The 15521-nt window shown below is 63.4% G+C and carries 16 protein-coding genes; 3 read left to right on the top strand and 13 right to left on the bottom strand.

Features of this window, described 5'->3' with window-relative positions:
* Positions 1–12 precede the first annotated feature (12 nt).
* Positions 13–468 (top strand): DUF4174 domain-containing protein, encoded by a 456-nt coding sequence (locus ACGYK2_RS06290; protein ID WP_271687928.1) that lies wholly within the window; start codon positions 13–15, stop codon positions 466–468.
* 42 nt (positions 469–510) lie between these two features.
* Here the strand turns inward: ACGYK2_RS06290 and ACGYK2_RS06295 are convergent, their stop codons facing one another.
* The 7 genes from ACGYK2_RS06295 to ACGYK2_RS06325 form a co-directional block, all read right to left on the bottom strand.
* The gene (locus ACGYK2_RS06295) at positions 511–2556 is read right to left on the bottom strand and encodes an acetyl/propionyl/methylcrotonyl-CoA carboxylase subunit alpha (protein ID WP_271687929.1); all 2046 of its coding nucleotides are present in this window, start codon (positions 2554–2556) and stop codon (positions 511–513) included.
* A 137-nt stretch (positions 2557–2693) separates the two neighbouring features.
* On the bottom strand, positions 2694–2900 hold the full coding sequence (locus ACGYK2_RS06300) for a hypothetical protein (RefSeq protein ID WP_067261646.1): 207 nt from the start codon (positions 2898–2900) through the stop codon (positions 2694–2696).
* A gap of 319 nt (positions 2901–3219) precedes the next feature.
* Complete coding sequence (locus tag ACGYK2_RS06305; protein ID WP_067261657.1) at positions 3220–3567, bottom strand: hypothetical protein; 348 nt, start codon at positions 3565–3567, stop codon at positions 3220–3222.
* 81 nt (positions 3568–3648) lie between these two features.
* Positions 3649–3789, bottom strand: a complete 141-nt coding sequence (locus ACGYK2_RS06310; RefSeq protein WP_162931863.1) for a hypothetical protein — start codon at positions 3787–3789, stop codon at positions 3649–3651.
* 214 nt (positions 3790–4003) lie between these two features.
* A complete protein-coding gene (locus ACGYK2_RS06315) occupies positions 4004–4504 on the bottom strand; it encodes a DUF6497 family protein (RefSeq protein ID WP_276154290.1) in 501 nt (166 codons plus the stop codon).
* Entirely contained in the window at positions 4402–4656 is a 255-nt protein-coding gene (locus tag ACGYK2_RS06320; RefSeq protein WP_271687933.1) for a Rho termination factor, read from the bottom strand. Before ACGYK2_RS06320 ends, ACGYK2_RS06315 begins: the two co-directional genes overlap by 103 nt.
* A 105-nt stretch (positions 4657–4761) precedes the next feature.
* On the bottom strand, positions 4762–6294 hold the full coding sequence (locus tag ACGYK2_RS06325) for an acyl-CoA carboxylase subunit beta (RefSeq protein WP_271687934.1): 1533 nt from the start codon (positions 6292–6294) through the stop codon (positions 4762–4764).
* Positions 6295–6463: 169 nt separating this feature from the next.
* On the opposite strand from ACGYK2_RS06325, the gene ACGYK2_RS06330 reads away from it, so the two are divergent.
* Together ACGYK2_RS06330 and ACGYK2_RS06335 are read left to right on the top strand one after the other, a co-directional pair.
* Positions 6464–7678: a multidrug effflux MFS transporter gene (locus ACGYK2_RS06330; protein ID WP_271687935.1), complete on the top strand. Its 1215-nt coding sequence runs from the start codon at positions 6464–6466 to the stop codon at positions 7676–7678.
* Between the two features lie 78 nt (positions 7679–7756).
* Complete coding sequence (locus ACGYK2_RS06335; RefSeq protein ID WP_394374264.1) at positions 7757–9157, top strand: short-chain fatty acyl-CoA regulator family protein; 1401 nt, start codon at positions 7757–7759, stop codon at positions 9155–9157.
* Here the strand turns inward: ACGYK2_RS06335 and ACGYK2_RS06340 are convergent, their stop codons facing one another.
* The 6 genes from ACGYK2_RS06340 to ACGYK2_RS06365 all read right to left on the bottom strand — a co-directional run bounded on the left by ACGYK2_RS06340 (position 9158) and on the right by ACGYK2_RS06365 (position 15496).
* Complete coding sequence (locus ACGYK2_RS06340) at positions 9158–9832, bottom strand: thermonuclease family protein (protein WP_271687938.1); 675 nt, start codon at positions 9830–9832, stop codon at positions 9158–9160.
* Positions 9833–9893: 61 nt separating this feature from the next.
* Positions 9894–11552 carry a choline dehydrogenase gene (gene betA / locus ACGYK2_RS06345; protein ID WP_271687939.1) on the bottom strand — a complete coding sequence of 553 codons (1659 nt, stop codon included), beginning with the start codon at positions 11550–11552 and terminating at the stop codon, positions 9894–9896.
* 157 nt (positions 11553–11709) lie between these two features.
* Complete coding sequence (gene betB / locus ACGYK2_RS06350) at positions 11710–13167, bottom strand: betaine-aldehyde dehydrogenase (protein ID WP_271687940.1); 1458 nt, start codon at positions 13165–13167, stop codon at positions 11710–11712.
* A 76-nt stretch (positions 13168–13243) separates the two neighbouring features.
* Positions 13244–13819 (bottom strand): choline-responsive transcriptional repressor BetI, encoded by a 576-nt coding sequence (gene betI, locus ACGYK2_RS06355; protein ID WP_209219056.1) that lies wholly within the window; start codon positions 13817–13819, stop codon positions 13244–13246.
* A 92-nt stretch (positions 13820–13911) separates the two neighbouring features.
* Complete coding sequence (locus tag ACGYK2_RS06360; RefSeq protein ID WP_136720479.1) at positions 13912–14841, bottom strand: DMT family transporter; 930 nt, start codon at positions 14839–14841, stop codon at positions 13912–13914.
* Between the two features lie 55 nt (positions 14842–14896).
* Complete coding sequence (locus tag ACGYK2_RS06365; RefSeq protein WP_209219057.1) at positions 14897–15496, bottom strand: LysE/ArgO family amino acid transporter; 600 nt, start codon at positions 15494–15496, stop codon at positions 14897–14899.
* Between the last annotated feature and the right edge of the window lie 25 nt (positions 15497–15521).

Below are 15521 nucleotides of genomic sequence, written 5' to 3' on the forward strand. Positions count from 1 at the left end.
ACAGGAGCCTTGATGAAACGTTTGATCTCACTAGTTTTTGCAGGATTGATGACCACGGCGGCCATGGCCCAAGGGGCCGATGCCCCGGTGGAAGACTCACTGTTCCTGCCTGCCGATATGGCCGATCTCAGCACCTTCCAATGGACCAAACGGCCCGTACTGGTCTTTGCCAATTCCGAGAACGACCCCGCCTTCGTCGCGCAGATGGAATACCTCCGCGAGCGTGAGGACGAGTTGCGCCTGCGCGATGTCGTCGTGCTGACCGATACCGACCCCGCCGCGCAGAGCCCGCTGCGCCTGCGGATGCGCCCGCGTGGTTTCATGCTGGTGCTGGTCGACAAGGAAGGCCAGATTGAGCTGCGCAAACCCTTCCCTTGGGACGTGCGCGAGATCACCCGCAGCATCGACAAGATGCCGCTCAGGCAGCGAGAGATCAGAGAGGCGAAGGAGCGCGACGTCAACCGCTGATGCCCCGCGCCCTGCCCGCCCTGATCGCCCGCGCGTCGCACCCTATTCGAACTCCATGATTACATCGTCCACCGCAAGGCTGTCGCCCGCACCGGCGTTGACCTTGCTGACGACGCCCTTCTTCTCAGCGCGCAGGATGTTTTCCATCTTCATCGCCTCGATGGTGCAGAGCGCTTGACCCTCTTGAACCTCGTCACCCACTTCGACGTCGAGCTTCACCACCAGACCCGGCATCGGGCAGAGCAGCATCTTCGACGTGTCAGGCGGCAGCTTCTCGGGCATCAGGGCCGCCAGTTCCGCCTGGCGCGGCGTGCGGACATGGACTTTCAGGTCTGCACCGCGGGTGCGGATGCGGAAGCCGCCTGAGATTTTGCCGACCTTCAGCACCAGAGGCGCGCCATCGACGGTCATCTCGGCAAGTTGGTCGCCCGGGGTCCAATCGCCGCTGACCCGCATTTCGCTGCCGTCAGAGAAAGCCACCGTCGCTCCTTCGGGATCGGCCTTGGTGACCACATCAAAGTTCTCACCCTGAAGCTTCACGTTCCAGTCGCTGCCGACTTTGCGCTCGTGGTTGTCCATCCGGCCCGAGACGCGGGCGCGGCGGATTTCGCCAACGCGGTGCATGGCGGCACAGGCGGCGGCGATGCGGCGCAGCTCGCTCTCCGGCAGTTCAACGCCTTCGAAGCCCTCGGGATATTCCTCGGCGATGAAGGCGGTGGTCATCTCGCCCGAGACGAACTTGGGGTGATCCATCACCGCGCTGAGGAAGGGCAGGTTGTGCCCGATGCCCTCGACCTCAAAACTGTCGAGCGCCACGCGCATCTTCTCGATCGCCTCGGCGCGCGTCGGCGCCCAAGTGCAAAGCTTGGCGATCATCGGGTCGTAATACATCGAAATCTCGCCGCCCTCGTAAACCCCGGTGTCGTTGCGCACGGCCATGTCGCCCGCGGGCGCGTCGCCCTGCCATGTGCCCTGCTCCAGAAGCGGCCCCGCGGCCACCTCCTGCGGCGGGCGGTAGCGGGTCAAGCGGCCAATGGAGGGCAGGAAGCCGCGGTAGGGGTCTTCGGCGTAAAGCCGGTTCTCAATGGCCCAGCCGGTCAGGGTCACGTCGTCTTGGGTGATCGACAGCTTTTCGCCGTTGGCCACGCGGATCATCTGCTCAACCAGATCGACGCCCGTGATCAGCTCGGTCACCGGGTGTTCCACCTGCAGGCGGGTGTTCATTTCGAGGAAGTAGAAATTCTTGTCGCCGTCGACGATGAATTCCACGGTGCCCGCGCTGGTGTAGCCCACGGCCTGCGCCAATGCGACGGCCTGTTCGCCCATGGCCCGGCGGGTCTCTTCGTCAAGGAAGGGGCTCGGCGCCTCTTCGACCACCTTTTGGTTGCGGCGCTGGATCGAGCATTCGCGCTCGCCCAGATAGATGCCGTTGCCGTGACTGTCGCAAAGGACCTGAATCTCAATGTGGCGCGGCTGCGTCACGAATTTCTCAATGAAGATACGGTCATCGCCGAAGGAATTCGCGGCCTCGTTCTTGGACGATTGGAAACCCTCGCGTGCTTCCTCGTCGTTCCAAGCGATCCGCATGCCCTTGCCACCACCGCCAGCGGAGGCTTTGAGCATCACCGGGTAGCCGATCTCATTGGAGATCTTCACCGCTTCCTCGGCGTCTTCGATCAGCCCCATGTAACCCGGCACGGTCGAAACCCCGGCCTCTTTGGCGATCTTTTTCGAGGTGATCTTGTCGCCCATCTTCTCGATGGCCCCTTTCGGCGGGCCGACGAAGGCCACGCCAGCGGCCTCCAACGCTTCGGCGAACTTGCTGTTTTCGCTCAAGAAACCATAGCCCGGATGCACCGCCTGCGCGCCCGATTGCTTGATCGCCTCCATCACCTTGTCGATGACGATATAGGACTGGTTCGCCGGGGGCGGGCCGATGTGAATGGCCTCATCCGCCATTTCCACATGCAGCGCCTGCGCATCTGCATCGGAATAGATCGCCACGGTGATCAGACCCATTTTCTTGGCGGTCTTGATCACGCGGCAGGCGATTTCGCCCCGGTTGGCAATGAGGATCTTGTCAAACATCAGCAGTTCCTTTGACGGTGACAGGCCACGCAAAATGCCGCGTCAGCCGGGGCTGCGCGGGTGCCTGTAGGGGTAAAGATGAAACGGAGGCCGCCCTGCCCGCGCGGATGGCGGGCAAAGCGGCTATTGTAGCTGGATCAGTTACATTTGCCGGGATTGAGCTGGCAATAACCGACGTTGGCTGCAGCGCCAATGGCTGCGCCCTGCGCCAGCGACCCGCCTGTGACGGCTGCCGCACCTGCGCCGACGGCTGCGCCGCCCAAACCTTGTTCGCCGATGTTGTCGCCGCATGCGGCCAGACCGGCTGTCGCGCCAAGCGCGAGAATGATGTTACGAATGGACATGTGCCTGCTCCTTCACTGCTATCTACTATCCGACCAACGCCCTGCCGTTTGACAAGTTCCCGGTCGGTTTTTCGGTCTGCTGCCTTGTGGCGCGAAAACCACCCTTTCGAAAAGTCGGGCAGCCCCGCACCAGCGCGCGACTGCCCGATAGGGGAAGGGGTATGGTCTTCATGTCCAACGGCACGAAGGACAAATGATGTGCCGCTAGCCAAGGCAAGCTTGGCCCAAGCCCGCAGCGGCGCCAAGCCTGCGCCAGTCCCGAACGGAACTTCGGCAAAGGTGTGCTGAACGGCGGAAAGGCGCGGCGACATCATGCCGATCAATCCTCGAACGCTTCGGGAAAGGCGGCGCGGGCGGCGGCCACGTCAAGCACCAGCAGCGCTTCGTAATCGGCAGGGTCGAAAGGATCGGTCGCGGGCAGAACCTCACGGCCAAAGAGCCAAGAGAGGCGGCCCGCATCCAGATTGCCCCGCTCGAACGGATGTTCGCCAAAGGCTTCCCAAAGGGCTTTGACAAAGGCGGTATCGGCGCGACGGTCCGGGGCGCGGCGGTCGGGGCGACGCTCACGCCGGGTGATGGGCGTGACCCCTTTGGGGTTCGGGCGGCGAATGGTGAATTGAAAATCGGTGCCGGGCAAACGCCCAGGGAACCCGCGGTGTTTTAGCATATAGGCGGGCATCAGACACCCCTCCCGGTTGCAGGGGTGGCTGGGATCAGGGCAGGCGCAAACGCCTGCCCTGCAACGGCATTACTTGTACTTGCCGGTGTAGACGGGCTCAACCGAGATGGGCTCGGGCTCGACCACGACAAACTCTTCTTCTTGCTGCGCGCAGGCCGAAACCGCTGCAACGAAACCGATGGCTGCCAGCAACTTGATGCTCTTGGACATGTAAATCTCCTATCAATGTTAAATGAACCTGACACGACAACACGCCGGCCAAGCCCGGGTTCTGAGGTAAGGGATACGTGGGTATTCCTTGACCGCATCATATGCGATTCACATGGCAATGGATACGGTTGCAAGTGCAATCGGTCACGTTGTGACTCCAAAGCATCATTCCAATCCGAGGATCGGCGGATTCTTGCAAGATATTGCCTGCGCATCACAAACCCTCCCAAATGCAGGTGTCATTCTGCGCCCGGAAAGCTTCGAAATACTGGGTCGCCTCGGGGTCGGCCGCGCCGAATTCCACCGGACGGTCGGCGAGGGAGACGACGATCACCTGCCCCGCCAGCGCATGTTCAGTCATGTAAGGAAGTGCGACGACCGCGCAGAGATGTTCCATATCCGGCGCGGCGCGGTCATAGGCGATGGCCCCCGGCCCTTTGGCAATCTGCGGCGCGATAAAACGGAAGCGAAGCCAAGTTTCACCGCCGAGCTCCTCGACCAAGACCTCTTGCAGGTCAACGGTTTGGCCAGAGGGGACATCAATGGCCCGCGCGGGGGTTGCAAGCCCGACCGCCAGCAGGGCTGGCAGCCAAGCCCAGCGCAGAAGAGCGCCTAGTGGTTGCGCAGCGCGTCGATCAGCGCGTCCTTGTCCATGTCCGAGCGTCCTTCGATCCCGAGCTCCTGCGCCCGGTCGTAGAGATCGTCCTTGGTCCAATCCTCGTAGGGCGGCTGTTTGCCCCCCTTCTGGCCGGGATGCTGGCTGTCGTTGGCCTGCGCATTGGCGATGCGGGCGGCTTTCTCCTTGCTCGCCCCATCCTCGCGCAGGGACTTGTAGGTCTCTTCGTCCTTGATGGATGAATTCGGCATGATCCGGTCCTCCTTTGCAAGGAAAACCACCCAGCCCGCCGAGGGTTCCGTGCGCGGCCCTCGTGGGATCGGTATTTAAGAAAGGATGAAGCTGCATGATGGCGCTCAAAGCGGGATGTTGTCGTGTTTCTTCCACGGGGTCTGCACTTTCTTGTTGCGCAGAGAGGCGAAGGCGCGGGCGACCCGTTTGCGGGTGCTGCGGGGTTGGATCACCTCGTCGATGAAGCCACGTTCGGCGGCGACGAAGGGATTGGCGAAACGATCCTCGTAATCCTTAGTGTGTTTGGCGATCTTTTCGGGGTCGTTCAGATCCTTGCGGTGAATGATCTCGGTTGCGCCTTTGGCGCCCATCACGGCGACTTCGGCGGTGGGCCAAGCGTAGTTGAAATCCGAGCGCAGGTGTTTCGAGGCCATCACGTCATAGGCGCCGCCATAGGCTTTGCGCGTGATGACGGTGACCATTGGCACGGTCGCCTCGCCATAGGCGAAGAGCAGTTTCGCGCCGTGTTTGATGACGCCGCCGAATTCCTGACCGGTGCCGGGCAGGAAGCCGGGCACGTCGACGAGCGTGAGGATCGGAATTTCGAAGGCATCGCAGAAGCGCACGAAACGCGCCGCTTTGCGCGAACTGTCGATGTCGAGGCAGCCGGCCAGCACCATCGGCTGGTTGGCCACCACGCCAACGGTACGCCCCTCAAGACGGATGAAACCGGTGATTATGTTCTTAGCGAATTCCTCTTGGATTTCGTAAAAGTCGCCCTCATCCGCCAGTTTGAGGATCAATTCCTTCATGTCATATGGGGTGTGGGCGTTCGACGGTACCAGCGTGTCGAGCGAGGGCTCAATCCGATTGGGATCGTCGAAGAAGGGGCGGACCGGCGGTTTTTCGCGGTTGTTGGCGGGCAGCAGATCGACGAGGCGGCGCACCTCGGCGAGTGCCTCCACATCGTTCTCGAAGGCCGCATCGGCGACGGAGGATTTGCGCGTGTGGGTCGTGGCGCCGCCCAGCTCTTCGGCGGTGACGACTTCGTTGGTGACGGTCTTCACCACGTCCGGACCGGTGACGAACATATAGGAGCTGTCTTTGACCATGAAGATGAAGTCGGTCATCGCGGGCGAATAGACCGCCCCGCCCGCACAGGGGCCCATAATGACGCTGATCTGGGGGATCACGCCGGAGGCTTCGATGTTGCGCTGGAAGACCTCGGCATAGCCTGCAAGGCTGGCCACGCCCTCTTGGATCCGCGCGCCGCCGGAATCGTTAATGCCGATCACCGGCGCGCCGTTTTGCACTGCCATATCCATGATCTTGCAGATTTTCTGAGCATGGGTTTCAGAGAGCGAGCCGCCGAAGACGGTGAAATCCTGACTAAAGACATAGACGAGGCGGCCGTTGATCGTGCCCCAACCGGTGACCACGCCATCGCCTGCGGGCTTTTGATCTTGCATACCGAAATCGGTGCAGCGGTGGGTGACGAACATGTCGAATTCCTCGAACGAGCCTTCGTCAAGCAGCAGATCGACCCGCTCCCGCGCGGTGAGCTTGCCGCGGCCGTGCTGCGCATCGATCCGTGCCTGACCGCCGCCCAAACGCGCATCTTCGCGACGCCGCTCCAGTTGTTCGAGAATGTCTTTCATGACGCACCCCTATTGTGATTTCGACCAGTCTACCGGAGGAGCGCAACTGACCAAAGCGCAATTTTGCAAATTTGCAAAATCAATACAGGCGTGGTGAAGCAAAATGAAAAGTTGCAAAACAATCTAGTTAACATGGACATTTCCCATACCCGCGACTACTTGCATTTGCATGAGCGATATCCCCCGGGTCCGGTATTTAGACCGGACGACCCCACCCCATATCTCAACACTGATCCTGCTGGCCGGGCTTTCGGCCATGGTCATGAACATTTTCCTGCCCAGTCTGCCGAAGATGGCAGAGCATTTCGGCACGGATTATGCGGTGATCCAGCTTTCGGTGCCGCTCTACCTGTTCTTCAGCGGGATACTGCAGATTTTCATCGGGCCGATTTCGGACAACCTCGGGCGGCGGCGGGTGATGCTTTGGGGCTTGGGCATCTTTTTCGTGGCTACGGTCGGCTGTCTGCTGGCGCCGAACATCGCCGTGTTTCTGGTATTCCGCATGGCGCAGGCCGTGATCGCCACGGGCATGGTGCTGAGCCGTGCGGTGATCCGCGACCTTTATACCCAAGACGAATCCGCCTCCATGATCGGCTATGTGACGATGGGCATGGCGCTGGTGCCGATGATCAGCCCCGCCCTGGGCGGTTTGCTGGAGCAGGGTTTCGGCTGGCAGGCTTCCTTCTGGGCGATGCTGATCCTCGGCGGGTTGGTCTTTTGGGTGGCTTGGGCGGATTTGGGCGAAACCGCCCGGGCCAGCGGCAAATCGCTGCGGCAGCAGTTCGGCGAATACCCCGAGTTGCTCCGCTCCCCCCGCTTTTGGGGCTATGCTCTGGCCACGGGCTTTTGCTCGGGCGCCTTCTTTGCCTATCTCGGCGGCGCGCCCTTTGTGGGGACCGTGGTCTTCGGGATGGAGCCTGCGGTGCTTGGCCTCTATTTCGGCGCACCCGCGATTGGCTATTTCATCGGTAACTTCGTCACCGCGCGGACGGCGACCCGGTTTGGCGTCAATACGCTGGTGCTTTGGGGCTGCATTTCCAATGCCGTGGGTGGCACGGTGTCGCTGCTGATCTTCCTTGCAGGATACGGCTCCCCGCTCAGCTTTTTCGGGCTGATGACGCTGGTGGGGCTGGGCAACGGGCTCTGCATTCCCAATGCCACCGCCGGGATGCTGTCGGTGCGCCCGCATCTGGCGGGTACGGCCTCCGGGCTGGGCGGGGCGATCATGATCGTTGGCGGCGCGGCGCTCAGCGCGCTGGCGGGCGCCCTGCTCACCCCCGAAACCGGAGCCTATCCGCTGCTGTGGCTGATGCTGCTGACAGCCATTGCCTCGGTCGCGTCCATCTGGGTGGTGGTCCGGCGCGAGAAAGCTTTAGGGCTTTAACCCGAAGCTGCTCGGACTTGTGACCCTAGCTTTGCAAAGCTAGGCTGCACCTGACTGCAAAGTTGCAAAGGTGCGCGGATGGCGATCCAGAAACTCTATGCCGGTGTGAAACTGCGTGAGACCCGCACCCGCGCGGGGCTGACGCAGAAAGATTTCGCCGCCCGGCTGGGCGTCTCCTTGCCCTATCTCAACCAGATGGAGAACAACAACCGGCCCGTCAGCACCAATGTCGTGCTCGCCTTGGCGTCGGAGTTCAGGCTGGATGTGACCGAGCTTTCCAGCGGCGATGGGGAGCGGTTGGTCAGCGATCTGCGCGAGGCGCTGGCCGATCCGATTTTCGCCGGAAAGGCACCCCCGGTGGCCGATCTGCGCCTTACCGCCTCCAACGCGCCGGGGCTGGCACATACCTTTCTCGCGCTGCATCAAAGCTACCGACAGGTACATGAACGGTTGGCCTCGCTGGACGAAGCCCTGGGCCGTGAGGATGCCCGCGCGATGCCCTCCCCTTGGGAAGAGGTGCGGGACTTCTTTCACTATTGCGACAATTACATCGATGCTGTCGACCGTGCATCAGAGCATTTCGCGACCCGCGAAGGCAGCGGAAGTGATACGCGGGCGACCGCGGCGCGTGCGCTTGAGAGTGCCGGGGTGCGCGTGGTTTTTGAGGATGACGACCGGCTGCGCGCCTATGATCCCGCACGCAGGGTGCTGCATCTATCGGCCCGTGCAGCGCCTGAGACGCAGACCTTTCAGATGTTGTTGCAGGTGGCGCTGACCCAGCAGGATGCGCTGCTGGAGGCGACGCTGGACCTTGCCCGCTTCCACAGCGCCGCGGCGCGGGATATCGCAAAGATTGGGCTGGCCAATTATTTCGCCGGGGCGGCCCTGTTGCCCTATGGGCGGTTTTTGCAAAAGGCGCAGGACTGCCGCCATGATCTGGAGGTGCTGGCCGGGCATTTCGGTGCCTCGATCGAGCAGGTGGCGCATCGGCTGTCGACGATGCAGCGCCCCGGCGCGAAGGGGGTGCCCTTCTTCTTCGTCCGGGTCGATCAGGCAGGCACGATCACCAAACGCCATTCCGCGACCCGACTGCAATTCGCGCGTTTCGGCGGCGCCTGCCCGCTTTGGAACGTCCACCGCGCCTTTGAGACGCCGGGGCGGTTCCTGCGGCAGCTGGCCGAGACGCCGGATGGGGTGCGCTATATCAGTTTGGCGCGGGACATCTCGAAACCGGCGGGGCGGTTTGGCGCGCCGGTGCGGCGCTACGCGATCTCACTCGGCTGCGAGGTGCGCCATGCGCCCGCGCTGGTCTATGCCGATGGGATGGATGTCACCCGCAGCGATGCCTTTGAACCGATAGGCATTTCCTGCCGGATTTGCGAGCGCCGGGACTGCCATCAACGCTCCGTCCCGCCGCTAGAGCGGCAGTTGGTGGTCGACCCGCATCTGCGCGACACCCTGCCCTACCAGGTGGAGTGATCAGCGCCGCGCGCGCCGCCACCCCGCGCCGCGCGCCTCGGCTTCGGAGCAGAACCAACGCTCGCCCTTGCGGGCGCTGATGCGGGTGCGGCTGTAAAATTCCTGCCCCGGCATATGGTAAATCTTGACACCCTTGGCGCTGATATTGCCTTTGATCTGGCAGCTCCCCTCGGGCCGGGCAGGCTCGGACCCGCTGCGGCGGGTCACGCGGTAGCGGGCGGGGGAAACCGTCTTGAACCCGTGAATCCCACGGCCTGCGACAAAGGCGGCTTTCTCATCCAGATCATAGTCCATCGAATATTTCCGATAGGCAAAGGCCAGCCCGTCACGCACCAGCGCCTGCCCCACGTCAACGTTGCCCACATGGCAGCGGGCGACGATGCGATCATAGCGGTCGCGGTCTAGTGCCTCACAATGCGCGTTGGCCCCTTGGTATCTGTCGCGCACCTCCCTCGTTGTCCAATCTCCGCAGGCCCAAGCCTGCCCGCCCTCGGTCTCGCAGGTCTGGCTGGATTCGAGCGCATCGATGCCGTGTAAGCGGATGCGCGTACCGCCGAGATCGAAAGTATCCCCGTCGATCACGCGAACCACGCCCGAGACGGTCTGCGCCCCCGCCGATCCAGTTGCGAGGCTCAGTGTCAGACTGAGGGCGAAAAGTGAACAAATCCTTAACATGAGGCAGGTATGACGCCCTGCCCCGCGGCCTTCAAGACAGGAGGTTAAGGCAAGTTAACGATCAGCGCTGCGCCACCTGCCAGTTCGGATGCACCCAAGGTTCGTCATTCGCGCGCGGCAGCGGATCGCGGCCCAGAAGGAGGTCCGAGACCTTTTCGCCGACCATGATCGAAGGCGCGTTAAGGTTGCCATTGGTGATCCGCGGGAAGATCGAACTGTCGGCCACGCGCAGCCCCTCGACCCCGATCACCCGTGCCTGCGGGTCGACCACGGCGTTCGGATCGTCCGCCGCCCCCATGCGGCAGGTGCCGCAGGGGTGATAGGCGCTCTCGGCGTGTTCGGCGATGAAGGCATCAAGCTCCGCGTCCGACTGCAGCGCGGCGCCGGGCTGGATCTCGTGTTTAACGAAGGGTTTGAAGGCATCCTGCGCGAAGATTTCCCGCGTGAGGCGGATACAGGTGCGGAACTCCTCCCAATCGTCGGGATGGGACATGTAGTTGAAGCGAATACGCGGCGCCTCGGCCGGGTCGGCGGAGCGCAGGGTAACGGCACCGCGCGATTTGGAGCGCATCGGCCCCGTATGGGCTTGGAACCCGTGCCCCTCGGCCGCCGCCTGCCCGTCATAGCGCACGGCAATGGGCAGGAAATGGTATTGGATATCAGGGTATTCCACGCCGGGCTTCGAGCGGATGAAGGCCGCGGATTCGAACTGGTTCGAGGCCCCCATCCCGGTCTTGGTAAAGAGCCATTGCGCGCCGATGACGGCCTTCGACAAGAGGTTCCAGTGCTTGTAGAGCGTGATCGGCTGGCGCGAGGCCATCTGGATGTAAAGCTCCAGATGGTCCTGCAGGTTCTGCCCAACGCCGGGGCGGTTAGCCAGCACCTCGATCCCGTGTTCGGCCAGATGCGCGGCGGGGCCGATCCCCGAGAGCATCAGCAGTTTGGGCGAGTTGATCGACGAGGCCGCCAGCACCACCTCGCGGCTGGCGCGAATCACCTCCGTCGCGCGGCCACGCTTGACCTCGACACCCACAGCACGGCCCTCTTCGATCACGACACGTTGCGCCAGCGCACGGATCAGGGTGACGTTGCCGGTCTTCTGCGCCGGGCGCAGATAGGCATTGGCCGCCGACCAGCGCCGCCCGTTCCAGACAGTCTGCTCCATCGGGCCGAAACCCTCTTGCTGCTCGCCGTTATAGTCATGGGTCACCGGGTAGCCCGCCTGTGCCCCGGCCTGCACGAAGGCGTCGAAAAGCGGGTTCTCGCGCGGGCCGCGGCTGACGTGCATCGGGCCGTCCTTGCCGCGCCATGCAGCATCGCCGCCGTGGCCGTTCTCGTGCCATGTCTCCATGCGTTTGTAGTAGGGCAGCACGTCGGCATAGGACCAGCCGCGCGCGCCGACCTCCTCCCAATGGTCGAAGTCCTTGGCATGGCCGCGGACGTAGACCATGCCGTTGATCGACGACGAGCCGCCGATCACCTTGCCGCGCGGGCAGACCAGCTCGCGGTTGTTGAGATGCGGCTCGGGCTCGGATTTATAGCCCCAGTCGTAGCGCGGCATGTTCATCGGGTAGCTGAGCGCCGCCGGCATCTGGATGAAAGGCCCCGCATCGCTGCCGCCGTGTTCGATAACGATGACCTTCCGGCCCGCCTCGGCCAGACGGTAGGCCATGGCGCAGCCCGCGGAGCCCGCGCCGACGATGACAAATTCAGCTTCCATAGCTCTTCCTTCCGTGATTCCCCGCCGGGTCAAGGATGCGCAGCACCGCGCGAAGGCGCGGCTTGTCCTTGAGGCGGTGGGGAATCGCTCCCCAGAATTGACGAGGTGACTTGAGGATCAGGCCGATCCCTCAAGCACCTCTCAGCAAATTCACCCCTTAGAAGGGCGCCTCGACATCGCCCATGCGCACATAGACCGACTTCACCTGGCTGTAGTGCTCGATGGCCGCCTTGGCGTTCTCGCGGCCGACGCCGGAGTTCTTCATGCCGCCGAAGGGCGCCTCGACCGGGGCGTCGTTGTAGCTGTTGATGTAGCAGGTCCCGGCCTCAAACCTCGCGGCCACGCGATGCGCGCGGGCGAGGTCTCGAGTGAAGACACCGGCGGCGAGGCCGAACTCGGTGGCGTTGGCGCGGGCCATTACCTCGGCTTCGTCCTCGAAGTCGAGCACCGCCATGACGGGGCCGAAGATCTCTTCGCGGGCGATGATCATGTCGTCTTTCACATCGGCAAAGACGGTGGGCTGCATGTAGAAGCCCTCACGCTCGATCCGCGCGCCGCCATAGACCAGCCGCGCGCCCTCGGCCTTGCCCTTCTCGATGTAGTCCAGCGCGATTTGCATCTGCCGCTCGCTGACCATCGGGCCGAAGCTGGTGTCGGGGTCCATCGGGTCACCGATCACGGCGTTGCCCAACCGCTCAGACAGCCGCGTGAGGAACTTCTCCTTGATGTCGCGGTGCACGAAGACCCGCGTGCCGTTCGAGCAGATCTGGCCGGAGCTGTAGAAGTTGCCCAGGATCGCGCCGCCGACGGCATTGTCGATATCCGCATCCTCGAAGACGATCAGGGGCGACTTGCCGCCCAGTTCCATCGTCACATGTTTGATGCCCTCGGCGGCGGCGGCATAGACTTTGCGCCCCGTGGGCACCGAGCCGGTGAGCGAGACTTTGTCGACGCGGGCGTCGGTGACCAGCGACTGGCCGACCTCGCCCATGCCCTGCACCACGTTGAAAAGCCCCGCGGGCAGCCCGGCCTCGATCAGGATTTCGGCGACCTTCAGGGCGCAGAGCGGCGTGGTTTCGGACGGTTTGAAGATCATCGCATTGCCGCAGGCCAGCGCCGGCGCGGCCTTCCAGCAGGCGATCTGGGTGGGGTAGTTCCATGCACCGATGCCGACGCAGACGCCCAAGGGCTCGCGGCGGGTATAGACCCAGTCCTCGCCCAGTTGGATATGTTCGCCCGTCAGGCTCCCGGCGAGGCCGCCGAAATACTCCAGCGCGTCCGCCCCGCTGGTGGCATCGGCTACAGAGGTCTCCTGATAGGGTTTACCGGTGTCTTGGGTTTCCAGCACCGAGAGGTCGTGGTTGCGGTCGCGGATCATGTCGGCGGCGCGGCGCAGGATGCGGCCCCGCTCCGTGCCGCTCATCGCGCCCCATGCGGCCTGCGCGCGGCGGGCCGAGGCGATGGCCTGCTCCACGATCTGAGGCGTGGCGGCATAGACCGTGGCGATCTTTTCGCCCGTTGCCGGGTAGATCACCGGGATCGGCGTGCCATTGGTGTCTTCGACATAGGCGCCGTCGATAAAGTGGCTGGCGGTGGGTTGGGGATCATAGGACATCAAAGGGACTTTCTTGCCTGAGGCGAGGAGTGTTCAGAGAGGCGGAGCGCGGCGGTGCCGCCCGTCTCCGCGGTGTTCAACGGCCCGCTTTAAGCAGCAGGTCGAGTGTATAGAGCGCGCGGGTCATAGCCTCTGCCGCGCTGACGCCGTCCGACAGCGCCGCGCGCAGGTAGAGCCCGTCGATCAACGCCGCCAAGGTTTCGGCGTCGCCTTCGGGCTGAGGGCTGATCGGGCGCAGCGCATGTGTGAGGTTGGACCGCAACCGGCTTTGGTAAGCCGTCAGCAGCCGCCGGGTTTCGGGGTTGGTGCGGGCATGGGCGTAGAGTGTCATCCACGCGCTGATCGTGCCGGGGTGAAAGCCGGTGTCGTCGAAACTTGCCACGATGATCGCCGCCGCGCGGTCATGCGGCGTGCGGGCCGTGGCAAGCCGCTCGCGGACCCCGGCGGCATATTCCGACAGGATATGCCGCATCGCCGCCAGAAAGATCTGGTTCTTGCCGCCGAAGTAGTGATGCGCCAGCGCGCTCGACATGCCTGCCCGTTTGGCGATCTGGCTCACCGTCACATCCAGCGACTGGGCCTCGCCGATCTCGGCGATGGTGGCTTTGACCAGCGCAGAGCGGCGAATGGGTTCCATTCCGACTTTGGGCATTGGATTCGGATCCTTGGGGCAGTGTTGACCGCCTCAGGATAGGGGAATCTTTATTGACTCGTCAATCAAGTACCGACCGACGGGGCGGAAGGTCAGAATTTCGTCGCATGCGAGGGGGGCGTGACCTGCCGTTTCAGCATCGCTTCGCGCCATGTGATAAAGGTGACAGAGCCCAAGATCACCGCCCCGCCCAGCACGACCCAGAGGTCCACCGGCTCGGCAAAGACCACCACGCCGAGGATCGTGGCCCAGACCAATTGCAGGAAAGTGACCGGCTGCGTCACCGTCACCGGGGCGGCGGCAAAGGCCAGCGTCATGGTGAAATGCCCCGCCGTTGCGAAAAAGGCGACCCCGGCAAGGATCAGCAGTTCCTGCGGTGTCGGCGTGATCCAGACGGCGAAGGCGAAGGGCGCCAGCCCGATGGTGACGAAGATTGACAGCATGGTCACGATCATCACCGGGCGCGCCTCATCCGCCAGCACCTTGGCCAAGAGGTAGGACCCGGCAAAGACCACCGCCGCCAGCAACATCGCCAGATGCCCGGTAGAGACTTCGCGAAAACCGGGCCGCAGGATGATCGCCGCCCCGGCCAGCCCCAGACAGACCGCCACGATGCGCCGCGCCGCCAGCTTCTCTCCCAGAAAGATCGCGGCACCCACGGTGACATAGATCGGCGCGAGGTAGTTCATCGCCGTCACCTCGGCGATGGGCAGGCGGGTCATGGCGTAGAACCACAGGATCACCCCGCCTGCGTGGCACAGGCCCCGCATGCCGAACAGCCCCCATTGCCGCCGGCTCACCGGTGTGGCCAGCAGCGACCGCAGGACCGGCAGGACAAAGACCAACCCCATGGCGTAGCGCAGGAAAGCAGCCTCTGCCGAAGGCAAGCGCGGCCCCATGTATTTCACCAGCGCGGTCACGCCGATGAAACAGGCCCCAGTCACCAACATCCAAAAGACCCCGACAAGCGGACGGTTGGGCGGAGCGGGGATGTCGGGGGTGGTGGCGGGAGAGTGTGTCATGCCGCGACCCTTTCCCAAAGCGCTGCCAAGGGCAAGATGGGCGCGGCATTTTTATTCACATCGCAAGCAATTTGATGGCAATCGCCCACATGGTCACGGCGATGATGGCGTCCAAGACCTGCCAACTGCGCGGTCTGGCAAAGAGCGGCGCCAGCAGCCGCGCGCCATAGCCCAGTGAGAAGAAGAAGACGAAGCTTGCCAGCACCGCCCCAATGCCAAAGCTGAGCCGGTCGGGATATTGCGCCGAGATCGAGCCGAGCAGCACCAAGGTGTCGAGGTAGACATGCGGGTTCAGCCAAGTCAGCGCCAGCAGTGTTAGGATCGCCTTGCGCAGGCTGCGGGTGGATTGCCCCTCGGCCTCCAGCGCCTCCCCGCCCTGCCATGCGGAAACCGCGTTGCGCCAGCCGTACCACAGCAGGAAGGCCGCGCCGCCATAGCGCATCAGCGGGCCGAACCACGGGGCCGCCTCGGCCAGCGCGCCAAAACCCGCGACCCCCGACATGATCAACACCGCATCCGAGGCAGCGCAGACCAGCACCACCGGCAGCACATGTTCGCGGCGCAGCCCTTGGCGCAAGACAAAGGCGTTTTGCGCCCCGATGGCCATGATGAGGGTGAGGCTGAGGGCGAAGCCGGGAAGGAGAGAGGTGAACATCAAAGGCGTCCTATAACATGGGTTG

The organism is Sulfitobacter sp. 1A10359, assembly GCF_043558145.1.
Classification (GTDB): Bacteria; Pseudomonadota; Alphaproteobacteria; order Rhodobacterales; family Rhodobacteraceae; genus Sulfitobacter; species Sulfitobacter faviae.